The sequence below is a fragment of the Shewanella sp. FJAT-51649 genome, from assembly GCF_019457435.1.
Taxonomy (GTDB): domain Bacteria; phylum Pseudomonadota; class Gammaproteobacteria; order Enterobacterales; family Shewanellaceae; genus Shewanella; species Shewanella mangrovisoli.
Window position 1 is genome coordinate 2,744,263 of record NZ_CP080411.1, and the last position, 15,689, is coordinate 2,759,951.

Annotated in this window: 15 protein-coding genes; 7 read left to right on the forward strand and 8 right to left on the reverse strand. The window is 48.2% G+C overall.

Annotated elements, in window-relative coordinates; translation table 11 throughout:
- Nucleotide 1: 1 nt before the first annotated feature.
- From dcd to apbC, 3 genes are read right to left on the reverse strand one after another with little or no spacing between them, the layout of a single operon-like run.
- Nucleotides 2–583 carry a dCTP deaminase gene (dcd, locus tag K0H59_RS12190; RefSeq protein WP_011622434.1) on the reverse strand — a complete coding sequence of 194 codons (582 nt, stop codon included), beginning with the start codon at nt 581–583 and terminating at the stop codon, nt 2–4.
- Nucleotides 584–612: 29 nt separating this feature from the next.
- Nucleotides 613–1,251, reverse strand: coding sequence for a uridine kinase (gene udk, locus K0H59_RS12195; protein WP_011072566.1), 639 nt, complete (start codon nt 1,249–1,251; stop codon nt 613–615).
- An 11-nt stretch (nt 1,252–1,262) separates the two neighbouring features.
- The gene (gene apbC / locus K0H59_RS12200; RefSeq protein ID WP_037419322.1) at nt 1,263–2,378 is read right to left on the reverse strand and encodes an iron-sulfur cluster carrier protein ApbC; all 1,116 of its coding nucleotides are present in this window, start codon (nt 2,376–2,378) and stop codon (nt 1,263–1,265) included.
- A 160-nt stretch (nt 2,379–2,538) separates the two neighbouring features.
- Between apbC and metG the strand changes: the two genes are divergently transcribed.
- Both metG and K0H59_RS12210 read left to right on the forward strand, forming a co-directional pair.
- Nucleotides 2,539–4,569 carry a methionine--tRNA ligase gene (metG, locus tag K0H59_RS12205; RefSeq protein ID WP_220053279.1) on the forward strand — a complete coding sequence of 677 codons (2,031 nt, stop codon included), beginning with the start codon at nt 2,539–2,541 and terminating at the stop codon, nt 4,567–4,569.
- Nucleotides 4,570–4,861: 292 nt separating this feature from the next.
- The gene (locus tag K0H59_RS12210) at nt 4,862–5,818 is read left to right on the forward strand and encodes an AEC family transporter (protein ID WP_220053280.1); all 957 of its coding nucleotides are present in this window, start codon (nt 4,862–4,864) and stop codon (nt 5,816–5,818) included.
- A 109-nt stretch (nt 5,819–5,927) separates the two neighbouring features.
- Here K0H59_RS12210 and K0H59_RS12215 read toward each other — a convergent pair whose 3' ends face one another.
- Both K0H59_RS12215 and K0H59_RS12220 read right to left on the reverse strand, forming a co-directional pair.
- Entirely contained in the window at nt 5,928–6,680 is a 753-nt protein-coding gene (locus K0H59_RS12215) for a Nif3-like dinuclear metal center hexameric protein (RefSeq protein WP_220053281.1), read from the reverse strand.
- Between the two features lie 60 nt (nt 6,681–6,740).
- The gene (locus tag K0H59_RS12220) at nt 6,741–7,211 is read right to left on the reverse strand and encodes a glycine zipper 2TM domain-containing protein (RefSeq protein ID WP_069455124.1); all 471 of its coding nucleotides are present in this window, start codon (nt 7,209–7,211) and stop codon (nt 6,741–6,743) included.
- 54 nt (nt 7,212–7,265) lie between these two features.
- On the opposite strand from K0H59_RS12220, the gene aat reads away from it, so the two are divergent.
- From aat to infA, 3 genes are all read left to right on the forward strand, one after another.
- Nucleotides 7,266–7,976, forward strand: coding sequence for a leucyl/phenylalanyl-tRNA--protein transferase (gene aat / locus K0H59_RS12225; RefSeq protein WP_220053282.1), 711 nt, complete (start codon nt 7,266–7,268; stop codon nt 7,974–7,976).
- Nucleotides 7,966–8,682, forward strand: coding sequence for an arginyltransferase (locus K0H59_RS12230; protein ID WP_220053283.1), 717 nt, complete (start codon nt 7,966–7,968; stop codon nt 8,680–8,682). The genes aat and K0H59_RS12230 overlap by 11 nt, the downstream gene beginning before the upstream one ends.
- A gap of 82 nt (nt 8,683–8,764) precedes the next feature.
- A complete protein-coding gene (gene infA / locus K0H59_RS12235; RefSeq protein WP_006081934.1) occupies nt 8,765–8,983 on the forward strand; it encodes a translation initiation factor IF-1 in 219 nt (72 codons plus the stop codon).
- 104 nt (nt 8,984–9,087) lie between these two features.
- Here the strand turns inward: infA and clpA are convergent, their stop codons facing one another.
- Nucleotides 9,088–11,355, reverse strand: coding sequence for an ATP-dependent Clp protease ATP-binding subunit ClpA (clpA, locus tag K0H59_RS12240; protein WP_220053284.1), 2,268 nt, complete (start codon nt 11,353–11,355; stop codon nt 9,088–9,090).
- A gap of 42 nt (nt 11,356–11,397) precedes the next feature.
- A complete protein-coding gene (clpS, locus tag K0H59_RS12245; RefSeq protein ID WP_011622425.1) occupies nt 11,398–11,706 on the reverse strand; it encodes an ATP-dependent Clp protease adapter ClpS in 309 nt (102 codons plus the stop codon).
- A 193-nt stretch (nt 11,707–11,899) separates the two neighbouring features.
- On the opposite strand from clpS, the gene cspD reads away from it, so the two are divergent.
- Entirely contained in the window at nt 11,900–12,106 is a 207-nt protein-coding gene (cspD, locus tag K0H59_RS12250) for a cold shock domain-containing protein CspD (RefSeq protein WP_011072576.1), read from the forward strand.
- Between the two features lie 148 nt (nt 12,107–12,254).
- Here cspD and K0H59_RS12255 read toward each other — a convergent pair whose 3' ends face one another.
- Nucleotides 12,255–14,480, reverse strand: coding sequence for an NADP-dependent isocitrate dehydrogenase (locus K0H59_RS12255; protein ID WP_220053285.1), 2,226 nt, complete (start codon nt 14,478–14,480; stop codon nt 12,255–12,257).
- Between the two features lie 350 nt (nt 14,481–14,830).
- On the opposite strand from K0H59_RS12255, the gene K0H59_RS12260 reads away from it, so the two are divergent.
- Nucleotides 14,831–15,643, forward strand: a complete 813-nt coding sequence (locus K0H59_RS12260; protein WP_220053286.1) for an rRNA large subunit pseudouridine synthase E — start codon at nt 14,831–14,833, stop codon at nt 15,641–15,643.
- Nucleotides 15,644–15,689: the final 46 nt, after the last annotated feature.

The following is a 15,689-nucleotide window of genomic DNA, read 5'->3' on the forward strand; positions in this document are numbered from 1 at the left end:
ATTAGTCCTGACTTATACGGCTGGCGACCGCATCTTGCTGATCTTTATATTTCGCGTTTTTACGCTTGTTATAAGGACGCGCCACTGGGCCGCTTAAACGTTCAAAGTTTAATGCGCCAATGGTCATCCGTGGACGCAGCGCTAAAGGCAACTTACCACTGTTATAAAACTCGAGCACGATTTTACCCTGCCACCCCGGGTCAATCCGGTGCGCAGTGACGTGCACCATCAGACCTAAACGCGCCAGTGAAGAGCGGCCATCGAGCCAACCGACGATATCGGCAGGCAGCGTCACGCTCTCATAGGTCACGGCGAGCGCCAATTCACCGGGATGCAGGAAGAAAGCTTCACCGTCAGGGATTTCGATGATTTCGCTCATTACCCGATCAAGCGCCGCCTGCACTTCCGTACTCGGACCACTCAGGTCGATAAAAGGCGCGGTATGATCTTTAAAGACGCGAAATTGCCCCCCTAATCGCACATCGACACTCACACCAGAAATCGCATCGTTGCTTGGGCGAGGTTCAATCACAATCGAGCCGTTATCAAGGGCCTGTTCAATTTCGATATCGGTTAAGCGCATCTTGCCTTTTACTCCCTGAGTTTTAGTCGTTATTTTGCCAGTAGATGTTGAATACGAGTCTTCAAAATATCGGTCGCGATACGGTTTTTACCGCCGCGAGGCACGATAATATCAGCGTATTGTTTTGAAGGTTCAATAAATTGTAGAAACATAGGACGCACTGTCTTCTTGTACTGTGAAATCACCGATTCCATCGTACGGCCACGCTCGGCCACGTCGCGGGTTAAACGGCGCAGGAAGCAAATGTCCAGCGGCGTATCCATAAACACGCTCGCATCCATCAATTCACGTAATTTAGGGTCTGTTAACAGCAGGATGCCTTCTAAAATGATCACTTTTTTCGGTGTCATTTTCACGGTTTCGGCCATACGCGTATGTTCGGTATAGCTATAGCAAGGAATATCAACAGCTTCGCCAGACTTGAGCAACTGCAAGTGCGTGCATAGCAGCTGATGGTCTAACGCCTTAGGATGGTCGTAGTTGGTTAACACACGTTCATCCATGGATAAATGACTCTGATCGCGGTAGTACGCGTCTTCGTTAATTACCCCAATCTGATCTGTGCCTAAATCGCGGCGAAGTTCGTCAAAAATCGTCTTGGCAATTAAACTCTTGCCCGATGCTGACGCGCCAGCAATTGCAATAATGACACACTGCTGAGAATTCATACCCTTAAACCTTACTCGTCATCTGATACGCTAATAGAAACTGTTTTTTGACTCTGTTTGAGAGCCAATTCGGCGCCCACTTTACGGGCAATTTCCCGATAAAGTGCCGCCACTTCACTGTCAGGCTCGGCAACAACCGTCGGCGCCCCCACATCCATGGCTTCACGGATATTGATGTGCAGCGGTAAAGCGCCTAGCAGTGGAACTTGATAACGCTCGGCCATTTTACTGCCACCGTGCGTACCAAATGGGTGTTCTTTATGACCACACTCGGGGCATAAATGGAAACTCATATTCTCAACAATCCCAAGGACCGGGATATTCACCTTCTGGAACATGGTGATGCCTTTCTTGGCATCGGCCAGTGCGATGTCCTGCGGGGTAGTCACAATCACAGCGCCACTCACTGGCACTTTTTGTGACAGGGTTAATTGAATGTCACCCGTCCCCGGCGGCATGTCGACCACCAGATAATCGAGTTCAGGCCACTGGGTTTCATTGAGCAGCTGCGCAAGCGCGCCCGCCGCCATAGGACCACGCCATACTGCGGCTTCATCACCACTTAACATAAAACCAATCGACTGGGCAGCAATGCCATGGGCACTGGCGGCGCTCATGTGTTTACCATCGAGGGAAACGGGTCTGAAGTTGGGGATCCCGAGCATTAATGGGACGGAAGGACCATAAATATCGGCATCTAAAATACCGACCTGGGCACCTTCTGCTGCAAGAGCTAAGGCAAGGTTAACCGCCGTGGTCGATTTACCTACACCGCCTTTGCCTGATGCGACAGCAATCACTTGCTTCACATTGGCAATGGGTGCAATAGAGGCAATCGCCGAATATACTTTTGGTTGGAAATCGATTTCGCACTCAACTTCGTCGATGGCATCCAGCACCGCGAGTTTGTTGGTGAGTGCCATAACAGTATCACGGTATTGGGTCATACAGGGGTATGGATAGACTAAGCCAAGCTGCAAACGCTTACCTTCAATCGCCAATTTATTCACGCATCCTGCGCTCACTAACCCCTTCGCTAAATACGGGTCGATATATGCATCGAGAATGGCCAGAACGGGCCCGAGAAGATCGTCACTTAAACGATAATCAGTTTGAGTTGAAGACAAAAGAATTACCCCCACCAATAAATTTGCCCAAGTGTACCAGATAATGACAAAAACATTAGCGCAGATTTAACCCAATCGACTCAGGTTTTGATGAAAATCATCCTGTAATCGGTTAGTATCTCTACCATTATTTTTGGCCCACCACGATATTTGAGACAAGATGGCAACTTCACAACGTAAAATTCTCGTGACCAGCGCACTTCCCTACGCGAACGGACCGATTCATTTAGGTCACATGCTGGAATACATCCAGACGGATATCTGGTCGCGTTATCAAAAGCTTCGTGGACATGAGTGCCACTATATTTGTGCCGATGACGCCCACGGCACACCGATTATGCTCAAGGCCCAGCAATTAGGCATGGCGCCTGAAGAAATGATCGCTCAAGTCAACAAAGAGCATCAGCAGGATTTCGCCGATTTTAGTATCGCCTTCGATAATTATCACAGCACCCACAGTGAAGAAAACCGCGTGCTGGCGAGCGATATTTACTTAAAACTGCGCGCTAATGGCTATATCAAGAGCAAGAGTATTTCGCAATTATTTGACCCTGAAAAGTCGATGTTCCTGCCAGACCGCTTCGTAAAAGGCACCTGCCCTAAGTGTAAGTCACCGGATCAATACGGCGACAACTGTGATGCTTGTGGCGCAACTTACAGCCCAACTGAGCTGATTAACCCTAAATCGGCAGTATCGGGTGCGACACCTGTGATGAAGGACACTGAGCACTTCTTCTTCGACTTACCCGCCTTCGAAGACATGCTTAAAGAGTGGACTCGCTCGGGTGCACTGCAAACCGAAATGGCCAACAAACTCGACGAATGGTTCGAACAGGGACTGCAGCAATGGGATATAACCCGCGATGCGCCTTACTTTGGCTTTGAGATCCCAGATGCACCGGGCAAATACTTCTACGTATGGTTAGATGCGCCTATTGGCTATATGGGCTCATTCAAAAACCTCTGTGACAAACGCCCCGAGCTGAGCTTTGACGAATTTTGGGCAAAGGATTCTAAGGCCGAAGTTTACCACTTTATCGGTAAAGATATCGTTTACTTCCACAGCCTGTTCTGGCCAGCCATGCTCCATGGCTCTGGCTACCGTCAGCCTAACAGCGTCTACGCCCACGGTTATGTGACAGTGAACGGCGCTAAAATGTCTAAATCTAAGGGCACCTTTATTAAGGCGCGCACCTATTTAGACCACTTAGATCCTGAATACTTACGCTACTACTACGCCGCCAAACTGAGTAGCCGTATCGACGATCTCGACCTGAATTTAGAAGACTTCGTACAACGCGTAAACTCCGACTTAGTGGGTAAGCTGGTGAATCTTGCGTCTCGCACTGCGGGTTTTATCACTAAGCGTTTCGATGGCAAGTTGGCCAAGATTGCCGACACCACACTCACAGATGCGTTTTTAGCTAAGCAAGAACAAATCGCCGAGTTCTATGAAACCCGCGAATACGGTAAAGCGATGCGCGAAATCATGGCGCTAGCCGATATCGCCAACGGTTTTGTCGCCGACGCAGCACCTTGGCAGTTAGTGAAGCAAGACGATCAACAGGAAACGGCGCACCAAGTGTGCTCGAATGCCCTGAACCTGTTCCGCATTCTGGTCACTTACTTAAAACCTGTGTTGCCACGTTTAGCGTTGGATGTTGAAGCCTTCTTCCAACAGACCTTAACTTGGGATGCGCTAAACCAAGATATGGCTGGACACGAAATTGCACCATTCAAAGCCATGATGCAACGTGTTGAATTAGAAAAGGTTAACGCTATGGTTGCCGACTCTAAAGAAAACCTGCAAGCCACGAGCGAGCCAGAAGCACCTAAGGGCCCATTGGCGACCGATCCAATTAGCGACACCATCAACTTTGAAGATTTCGCTAAAATCGATCTGCGTATTGCGCGTATCGTCAAAGCCGAGCATGTGGCCGAAGCCGACAAACTGTTAAAACTGCAATTGGATATCGGCGGCGAGACCCGTCAGGTATTTGCAGGCATTAAATCGGCCTACTCGCCAGAAGATCTCGAAGGTAAGTTGACAGTGATGGTCGCCAACCTTGCGCCACGTAAGATGCGTTTTGGTATGTCAGAAGGCATGGTACTGGCAGCAGGCCCAGGTGGTAGCGATTTGTGGATTTTAGAACCCCACGAAGGCGCACAACCTGGCATGCGTGTGAAGTAAGCGAGGCTAAACACGAGTCAAGCTACTGCAAAATTGATATAAGGCCGCATTTAATGCGGCCTTATTTGTTGGTAAAAACATCCCGTTACGCTTTTCTGGAAGTGTAAGTTGATCTGCTCTCGACAAGCGACTCACTGTGCGACACTATCGCGCCTGTGGCTAAGCGTTAATCGCGAGGCGGCAATCACTAAGTAGTTATGCTTGAGTTGTAATCGCTGTTGTAATCACTTTTGTAATCGTTAAGCCGCACGGTTTCAACGGCAACGCACTATGGAATTTTCGAGGAGAAGTTATGGGCAATATCATTGAGCAGTTGTTGTTTTCTGCTTCAATAACCGGTCCCATCTGTTTAATGTTAGCCTTAGGCGTGATGCTTAAACGCGCCCAAGTGATTGATGAGCACTTTATTGATGTCGCCTCTAAGCTGGTTTTTAATGTCACCCTGCCCGCACTGTTATTTCTCAGCATCATCAGCTCGCATCACGATCTTGCCGCCAGTGCGCCGTTAATCGGTTATGGCTTATTAGCCAACTTACTGTTTTTTATTCTCTCGACCTACGCAACGAAACGATTTTTCCCCGAGCCGAAAGATCAAGGCGTCATCATTCAAGGGGGATTTAGAGCCAATACCGCCATTATCGGCTTAGCCTATGTCTCTAATGCCTACGGTGAATCGGGCGTTGCCTTAGCGGCCGTTTACGTGGCGTCCATGACGCTGCTCTACAATATCCAAGCCGTGATTTGTTTAAGCCCACGGGGAGAGGAGTCGAGCCGCCGCGCCTTTGCGGTGATCATTAAAACCATCACTAAAAACCCGCTGATCATTGCCATTATGCTCGGCATGCTGTTTTACCTGCTGGCGATCCCCGTACCGAAAATGGTCCTCGATGCCGGACAATACTTTGCCAATATGACGCTCCCCTTAGCACTGCTGTGCACTGGCGGCTCACTGGATATTGGCTCGCTCAGACATGAAAAGTATTCCACTTGGTTCTCGACCGCGTTAAAACTGATCTTTGCTCCACTATTTATCACCCTAGGAGCCTTGATGCTTGGCTATCGCGGTGTGGAACTGGCCTTAGTGTTTTTGATGAGCGCCGCGCCCACGGCAGCGGCAAGTTATGTGATGGCGCGGGCCATGGGGGGAAATGCCACCCTAGCCGCCAATATTATCGCCCTTACCACTGTTTGCTCACTGCTCACCTGCACCTTGGGCATTTTTATTCTGTCGACCCTTGGGCTGATTTAAACTGAGGCTTATTTAAACTGAGGCTGATTTAAAATTAGGGTTAATTTATATAAGACAAAGGCGAGCATGGCTCGCCTTTCATTTACTCGATGTCGATAAGGCAACGCCATTAGACAGGGTTAGCGATATCCACAAAATGGTGCACTAAATTAAATTCGCGGGCGAGATGACGCCCCAGCGCCTCAATGCCAAAACGCTCGGTCGCATGGTGACCCGCAGCATAATAGTGGATACCCTGCTCCACCGCACTGTGGAACGTCCGCTCGGACACTTCGCCACTGATAAACGCATCGACCCCAAGGCTTGCGGCAATATCGATATAATCCTGAGCGCCGCCGGTACACCAAGCTAAGTGCTGGATTTCATCCGAACTTTCACCAATATGCAGTGGCGCTCTGCCAAGCACTTCACCTAAGGTCGCGGCAAATTCACTGGCACTGACGGGTAAATCCAGTTTGCCACGCCACACGAGCCCCTGCGCCACATCTTCAACCGCTTCGGCATCAAGGATCCCAAGTTTACGGCCAAGTGTGGCATTGTTACCCAGCATAGGATGAGCATCTAAGGGCAAGTGATAGCCGAACAAGTTGATATCATGGGCGAGTAAGGCTTTGATCCGGCGCTGCTTCATGCCGGTGATCACCTCAGGTTCACTCTTCCAGAAAAAGCCATGGTGAACCAAAATCGCATCGGCTTTGAGGCGGATCGCTTCATCGATTAACGCTTGGCATGCCGTCACACCTGTCACTATGGTGCGGATCTCTGCTTTCCCTTCAACCTGTAACCCATTCGGGGCGTAATCTTTAAAGGCCGATACGCGCAAAAAATCGGCTAAATATTGGGTTAATTCTGTCCGTGTCATTCTATCACCGTTTACACTTTTGTATTGATTATAGGCAGTTACGCTTAAGTTTGTACTTTATCACATGGCTAAATCAACGCGAACCCCACCTTGCAGGTACACCACACGTACCCTATCTCCCGCATTGAACACCATGCCGGGATCATAATCTTGGATCACCATGACTTGCGTGCCATCTTCCTGAGTGATCATCAGCTCCACTAGCTTAAGTGATTGCACCGTAGTGCCACTGCCATAGCGATTACCAACACCAGCACCAATCAACGCCCCCAAGACTGTCGCGATATCTTGGCCTGAGCCGCCACCAAATTGATGCCCAATCACCCCACCCGCTAAGGCGCCACCAAAGGTTTTCCAACCTTGGTTTCTGTCTTCAATCAATTGAGTTTCGGTGATATTTCGTACCGAGTTGATATCGCCATAGAGGACTTTTTCGACCGGCACTGCCTGATTACGATCGTAGCCTGCTTGCACGGGAGAAATCACTAAAGCACAAATAAACATAAAGCTCGCTAGTGTAGGTTTCCACATATCCGAATTTCCGCTAACTTAATATAAGGGTCTATTACTGAATCATACGCAATTGTGAACTCACTGTCTTTTCTGAATCACGAATTTGAAGCTTTTCCTTCGCCCGAACTCGCCCTAACCGATCCAAACGGTTTATTGGCGATAGGCGGTGACCTTCGCCCTGAACGTTTATTGACCGCCTATTATCATGGTATTTTTCCTTGGTTTAACGCCGACGATCCCATTTTGTGGTGGTCACCGGATCCCCGCGCCATTTTTATTCCTGGCCAAGTGAATATCAGCACCAGTTTACGAAAATATTTAAAAAAACAGCCTTGGCGTTTCACCATCAACCATGCCTTTACCGATGTCATGGCGGGTTGTGCTCAACCTCGGCGTAAACAAGCCGGCACTTGGATAACCCATGAAATTCAAATGGCTTATCGCGAGTTACACCATTATGGCCATGCCCATTCCGTCGAAGTCTGGCAAGGCGAGCGTTTAATTGGCGGCCTTTATGGCATTGCCATCGGCCAAGTCTTTTGTGGGGAGTCCATGTTCCACCGCGAAACCAACGCATCAAAGGCGGCCATGGCGGTGTTGCAACAGCATCTTATCACAATGAATTTTAAACTGATTGACGCTCAGGTGATGAATACCCACCTTGAGAGCTTAGGGGCCAAACCGGTGAAACGCGCTGATTTTATTCAGCTCTTAACTCAGTTTAGGGATAAGCCAGTCAATCCTGCGGCTTGGATACCGAGTGAGGTCACACTTGAACTCTAACGCGAGTAACACGCCCATCGCCATTGGGATCAGCCAAATCTTTCCCTGCAGTTATCTGGATGGACAGCAGGAGCAGCTGTTAGTGATCCAAGAGGAAACCCTCGACCCAATTTTATTTGATCGCCTACTAGCCATAGGTTTTCGCCGCAGTGGCAGCGCCATCTATAAACCGCGCTGCCCACGTTGCAGTGCCTGTCAGCCGATTCGTCTGCCGATTAATGAGTTTATGCCTTCTAAACGGCAAAAACGCACCTTAGCCCATAACCGCGATTTAACTTGGCGTATTACCTCTGAGCATACCGAGGCTCAATATGCCCTGTATGAAAAATACATCCGTGAGCGCCACTTCGATGGCCCCATGTATCCCCCGAGTAAATCGCAGTATGAGCAGTTCTTATTTTGCCATTGGCTACCGCCAACCTTTATCGAAGTCTATGATGGTAATCGACTTTTAGCGGTTGCTGTCACAGATACACTCCCCAATAGTTTGTCGGCCATTTACAGTTATTTTGACCCCGACGAAGAACGCCGCTCACTTGGCTCACTGCTGATTTTACTCCAGTGCCGCTTAGCAAAATTACAGGACAAAGAATTTCTGTATCTCGGATATCAAATTGATGCCAATCGAAAAATGTCCTACAAGCGCTTATACCGCCCTTACCAGATTTTAACCCCCCAAGGCTGGGAGTATTCCCAAGTTTGCTAGGCACTTCCCCTTTACAGCAAGGTGAATTTGCGGCATGATACGCCCGTTTTTTATATTCGAAGGCTAATGGGATAACTAATTAATGGCGAAAGAAGACAACATTGAAATGCAAGGCACTATCCTTGAAACCTTGCCAAACACAATGTTCCGCGTAGAGCTTGAAAATGGTCATGTGGTGATAGCCCACATTTCTGGCAAAATGCGCAAAAACTACATCCGCATCCTGACTGGTGACAAAGTTACCGTTCAGTTGACTCCTTATGATCTGACCAAAGGTCGTATTGTCTTCCGCGCACGCTAATAGTACCCCTTAGTTGAAAAACCCGGCGAGGCCGGGTTTTTTTGTTGGCGAAAGATCAGAAAAATGGCTGCAATTGCAGCCATTTTTATTGGTTTTCAAAGCATTTACGCTTTGCTAGTACTCTTCTCATGCCGTTCGGTGTGGATAACGATTTCCCCTTCCTTCGCATCGACATGGGCGATACCGCCATGCTCAAGCTCACCGAAGAGGATTTCATCCGCCAACGGACGTTTGATTAGCTCTGTCACCACTCGGGCCATTGGCCGCGCGCCCATGCTCTTATCATAGCCTTTCTCGGCGAGTAGGGTTCTGGCTTCATCACTGACTTCAAGCACCACATGCTTCGCATCCAATTGCGCCTGCAATTCCACCAAGAATTTATCCACCACTTTGGCAATGATGGTCATGTCTAGATGGTTGAACCAAATGATGGAATCTAAGCGGTTACGGAACTCAGGCGAAAAGACCCGATTGATTTCCGACAGGGCATCTTGGGTATGATCCTGCTGAGTAAAGCCAATGGACTTACGGATCGTTTCCTGAACCCCAGCGTTTGTCGTCATCACTAAGGTGACATGCCTAAAGTCCGCCTTGCGACCGTTGTTATCGGTCAAGGTGCCGTGATCCATGACTTGCAGCAACAGGTTATACACATCGGGGTGAGCCTTCTCAATTTCATCGAGCAGCACCACGCAATGGGGATTCTTAATCACAGCATCGGTCAATAAACCACCTTGATCGTAGCCCACATAACCTGGAGGCGCACCAATTAAGCGAGAAACTGTATGGCTTTCCATGTACTCAGACATATCGAAACGCACCAGTTTCATGCCAAGGCAACTGGCTAACTGATTGGTGACTTCTGTCTTACCAACCCCTGTTGGGCCTGCAAATAAGAAGCTGCCCACAGGCTTTTTATCGGTACCTAATCCACTACGTGATAAGCGAATCGCCGAGCTTAATGACTCAATCGCCTTATCTTGACCAAAGACCACCATCTTGAGATTGCGCTCAAGATTACGCAGTAAATCTTTGTCGGTGGCAGAGACAGACTTTTCTGGAATACGGGCAATCTTCGCCACTATGGTTTCAATCTCGGCCTGACCGATGGTTTTCTTCCGCTTGCTCTGTGGCAACATGGCCATGCGCGCCCCCGCCTCATCGATCACATCGATGGCTTTATCGGGTAAATGCCGGTCATTAATGTGTTTTGCCGACAGCTCAGCCGCGCTGTTAATCGCCGCTTGGGTATAACGCACGCCATGGTACTCTTCGTACTTGGCCTTGAGCCCCATCAGAATCTTCGTGGTTTCGGCTACTGAAGGCTCATTGATATCGACCTTTTGGAAACGACGCGCCAATGCGCGGTCCTTCTCAAAAATGCTTTGATATTCTTGGAAGGTGGTCGAGCCCATGCAACGCAAATTACCGCTCGATAATAACGGCTTAAGCAGGTTCGACGCATCCATCACCCCACCCGATGCGGCGCCCGCACCAATGATGGTGTGAATTTCATCGATAAATAAAATGGCGTGCTTATCGGCGCTAAGCTCCTTAAGCAGACTCTTGAAACGTTTTTCAAAATCGCCACGGTATTTAGTGCCAGCAAGCAAGGAGCCTAAGTCGAGGGAATAAACCGTCGCCTGTGACATCACCTCTGGCACTTGATTATTAACGATTCGATAGGCTAAGCCTTCAGCAATCGCGGTTTTACCCACACCGGCCTCACCCACCAATAGCGGATTATTTTTACGGCGACGGCATAGGGTCTGAATTGCCCGTTCAATTTCTTGATCGCGGCCGATGAGTGGGTCGATAATCCCTTGTTTTGCAAGCTGGTTTAAATTGCTCGCAAACTGCGACAACATGCTGCGCTCTTCACCCGCTTCGGTTTGATCTTCGATGCGTTCGTGATCTTGATGGGCGTCGCTGTCCTCATTTTTTGAAAAGCCATGGGAAATATAGTTCACCACATCTAAACGGCTGATATCACTGCGACGCAGCAGATACACAGCTTGGGATTCCTGCTCACTAAAAATGGCCACCAGCACATTGGCACCAGTGACTTCATTGCGGCCCGAAGACTGCACATGGAAAACGGCGCGTTGCAGCACCCGCTGAAACCCAAGCGTTGGCTGGGTCTCTTTATCATCATCCATATCTGCAATGATTGGGGTGGTTTGTTGGATAAAGCTTGCTACTTCATCTCTGAGTTTATCTAAATTCGCTCCACAGGCGATTAGCGCTTCTTGAGCCGCAGGGTTGTCGATCAGAGCCAATAACAGATGTTCAACTGTCATATACTCGTGACGTGCCTCTCTGGCTTGCTGAAACGCCAGATTTAAGGTGACTTCCAGATCTTTGTTCAGCATAAGCACCCCCAAAATTAACAACTGACAACAGAGTAAGCGCGGTTAAGCCTTCTCTAACGAACACAGTAACGGATGTTGGTTTTGTCTTGCAAATTGATTTACTTGTATCACCTTAGTTTCTGCAATGCCGTAGGGGAAAATCCCGCAGATACCCTTTCCCTGGTGATGAATAGTCAACATGATATCTGTGGCTTCCTGCTCATTCTTGCGAAAGAAGATTTGCAGCACTTCGATCACAAAATCCATTGGAGTGTAATCGTCATTATTGAGGATCACCTTATACATCGAAGGTGGCATTAACTCAGATTCCACACGCTCTTCAACGTGTTCTATGTTTCCTGTCTTACCCATTTTTTAATACTAGCCTCTCGTGTTGGCCTCTTCCAATTGCTATCTTCAAATTAATTAGTTGTTACCTCTTTGTTAATTTTAGCTTGACTTCCGCTTTTACTCCTTACATTCTGTAGCTCAGACGGTGAAACAATCCCGTCTATACAGGTTTTACTATCTTACTGGTAAGTAGACAACAGAAGGAAGTGGAAGTATGGCAAGCGGAACTGTTAAATGGTTCAACAACGCCAAAGGATTCGGGTTTATTTGCCCTGATCAAGGTGGCGAGGACGTTTTTGCACACTATTCTACCATTGAAATGGAAGGCTATAGAACTCTAAAAGCAGGCCAACCAGTTCAATTCGAAGTAGAACAGGGTCCAAAAGGAATGCACGCTTCAGCCATTTCACCAACAAAATAACGTTTGGTGAGGCCAATGATCTAAAAGGCAGGGATTATATCCCTGCCTTTTTATTGGGCGATTAATAGCTTTCTTGAAGATTGAATGTGATAAAAAAGGCCTGCAATGCAGGCCTTTTCAGTATTAATGCTAGGTTAACGATAAATCGTTAAGCAATTAATAGCTTGTTCAGTGTCTCGCTTGGGCGCATGGCTTTTTCAGCTTTTGCCGCGTCTAAACGATAGTAACCGCCTAAATCCACAGGCGCACCTTGCGCATTGTTTAGCTCAGCAACAATCACTTGCTCATTTGCGCTTAACGCGTGCGCTAATGGAATAAAGTGAGCTTGTAACTGCTCGTCTTTGGTTTGAGCAGCTAACGCTTGTGCCCAGTACATCGCCAGATAGAAATGGCTACCACGGTTATCCAGCTCACCAACGCGTCTTGATGGCGACTTGTTGCTATCTAAGAACTGACCGATGGCTTGATCTAAGGTATCCGCCAGTACTTGTGCCTTAGGATTACCCACAGTTTGGCTTAAATGCTCTAAAGAAGCCGCTAAAGCTAGGAATTCACCTAATGAGTCCCAACGTAAGTGACCTTCTTTCTCAACCTGTTGTACGTGTTTAGGCGCACTACCGCCCGCACCCGTTTCGAACAGGCCACCGCCATTCATTAATGGCACGATAGACAGCATCTTAGCACTGGTACCCAATTCGAGGATTGGGAACAAGTCAGTCAGGTAGTCACGCAGTACGTTACCGGTAACAGAAATAGTATCTTTACCTTCTTTAATGCGCACTAATGAGAAACGAGTCGCTTCTTCTGGTGACATGATGCTGATGTCTAAACCGTCAGTATCATGCTCAGGTAGATATTGCTTCACTTTAGCGATCAGCTGCGCATCGTGGGCGCGATTCGCATCTAACCAGAATACCGCAGGAGTATTGCTTAAGCGTGCACGGCGTACGGCTAATTTCACCCAGTCGCGAATTGGAGCGTCTTTAACTTGGCACATTCTCCAAATATCGCCCGCTTCGACGTTGTGGCTCATTAACACTTTGCCACTGGCATCAATCACGTTAACCACGCCATCCGCTGGGATTTCGAAGGTTTTATCGTGGCTACCGTATTCTTCGGCTTTTTGCGCCATCAGACCAACGTTTGGCACGCTGCCCATAGTGCTAGGATCGAAGGCACCGTGTTCTTTACAGAAAGCGATAGTTTCTTGATACACACCCGCGTAGCAACGGTCTGGGATCAGCGCTTTAGTATCGTGCAACTTGCCATCAGGACCCCACATTTGGCCTGATGAACGAATGGCCGCAGGCATAGAAGCATCGATAATGATGTCGCTTGGCACGTGTAAGTTGGTGATGCCTTTGTCAGAATCCACCATCGCCAGCGCTGGGCGCTCAGCATAAACGGCGGCGATATCCGCTTCAATTTGTGCACGGACATCGGCAGGTAAACTAGCGATTTTGGCATATACATCGCCAAAGCCGTTGTTCACATCAACGCCTAACTCAGCAAATAATGACGCATGTTTATCAAACACAGGTTTGAAGAATACTTTGACTGCGTGACCGAACATAATGGGATCGGACACTTTCATCATGGTGGCTTTAAGGTGCAGTGATAACAACACGTTTTCGGCCTTGGCATTGGCGATTTCACGCTCAAAGAAGCTAACTAGGGCTTTTTTGCTCATCACTGACGCGTCGATGATCTCACCAGCTAGCAGTTTCAGGCCAGATTTCAATACCACTTCTTGACCGTCTTTTTGCGACAGTACGATGTTAACTGTGTCTGCGTTAGCCAGCGTCACTGACTGCTCGCTACCGTAGAAGTCACCTCCACTCATGTGAGCAACGTGTGATTGAGACTCTTTGGTCCACTTACCCATTGAGTGTGGGTTTTTCTTAGCGAAGTTTTTCACTGACAGCGGCGCGCGGCGATCAGAGTTACCTTCACGCAGTACTGGGTTTACCGCACTGCCTTTGATCTTGTCGTAACGGGCTTTGATAGACTTTTCTTCGTCAGTCTTTGGCTCGTCAGGATAATTGGGAATGTTGTAACCTTTCTGTTGCAGCTCTAAAATACAAGCTTTTAACTGCGGAATTGAGGCACTGATGTTTGGCAGTTTGATGATGTTAGCTTCAGGTTGGTTCGCTAATTCACCCAGCTCAGCTAAGTGATCGCCAATCTTTTGCGCGTCAGTCAGTTTTTCAGGGAAATTAGCAATCACACGGCCCGATAAAGAAATATCACGGGTTTCAACCGCAACACCCGCCGCATCGGTAAAGGTTTTGATGATAGGTAACAGAGAAAGCGTTGCCAGAGCTGGTGCTTCATCGGTTTCGGTATAAATAATTGTTGGTGAGTTATCTTTCATGTTACATCCTACATTATTGTAAAATTTAATATTTTTATAATAATTTTATATCATGACGAACAAACATTGGCACGGCGGAATTCTCTATCGAGGCAATCGTGAACGCCTCTGTTACCTCAAAACCCGCGGCAACATCCTCTTTGCGTTCGCCAACGTGGGTAAATCGACTCATTAATACCTAACAAACATTTAGGCGTAGATCACATTTTCAGGCCGACATCATAGAGCATTCGCAGTAATATTCAAATTCCACTAACGGCGAATGCCAAGTACACTGTGTACAGATTATTGATACACGTCCTCAAACTTTTAAGTTCGGTCGTCAGCTTACAGCGACTATTAGCCACAGCATGAACAAAAACAGCACGCCAGCAACCGCATCCAGCCCACGCGCCAGCGGCAAACGCCCCGCTACAGGGCGCGCCAATCCGGCGGATAACCGCAATAGCGCCAAGAAACCCCATACCTTCGCCAAGAATGCCAAGCCAAGTTTACAGCAAGGGGCAAATTCTGAGAGACACAGTGCCAAGCGAAACAGTGGTGATCGCAGCGGCGCCAAGTCTCGCCCGCAACAGCGTTCTTTGGCTGCACGCACAAAACCCCAAGGCGAGCCGATGATCGTCTTATTTAATAAGCCGTTCGATGTCCTATGCCAATTTACCGATGAGCAAGGCCGTAAAACCTTAAAGGATTACATCCCTATTCCGGAAGTGTACGCCGCAGGGCGATTGGATCGTGACAGTGAAGGCTTGTTACTTCTCACCAACGATGGTCAATTTCAGGCCAAACTCACTGAGCCAAAAAAGAAAACCTTTAAAACCTATTGGGTGCAAGTCGAGGGAGAACCCACGGAAGCAGATTTAGCAAAATTGCGCCAAGGGGTTGAATTAAAAGATGGTATGACACTCCCCGCTAAGGTCAGCATCATGGCGACGCCGAATGTTTGGCCGCGTAATCCGCCGATCCGTGAGCGAAAAAACATCCCTACCACTTGGCTGGAAGTTCAAATCCATGAAGGGCGTAATCGCCAAGTTCGGCGGATGACGGCCCATATTGGTTTTCCAACCTTAAGACTCATTCGTTATAAAATAGGCCAATGGAGTCTAGATGATTTAGCCACGGGTGAACATAAATGCATCCAAGTGACTCAAAAGGCTGGATGATTTAACAACACTGCGAATGCAATAAACAGGATGTCATTGTGCCCAG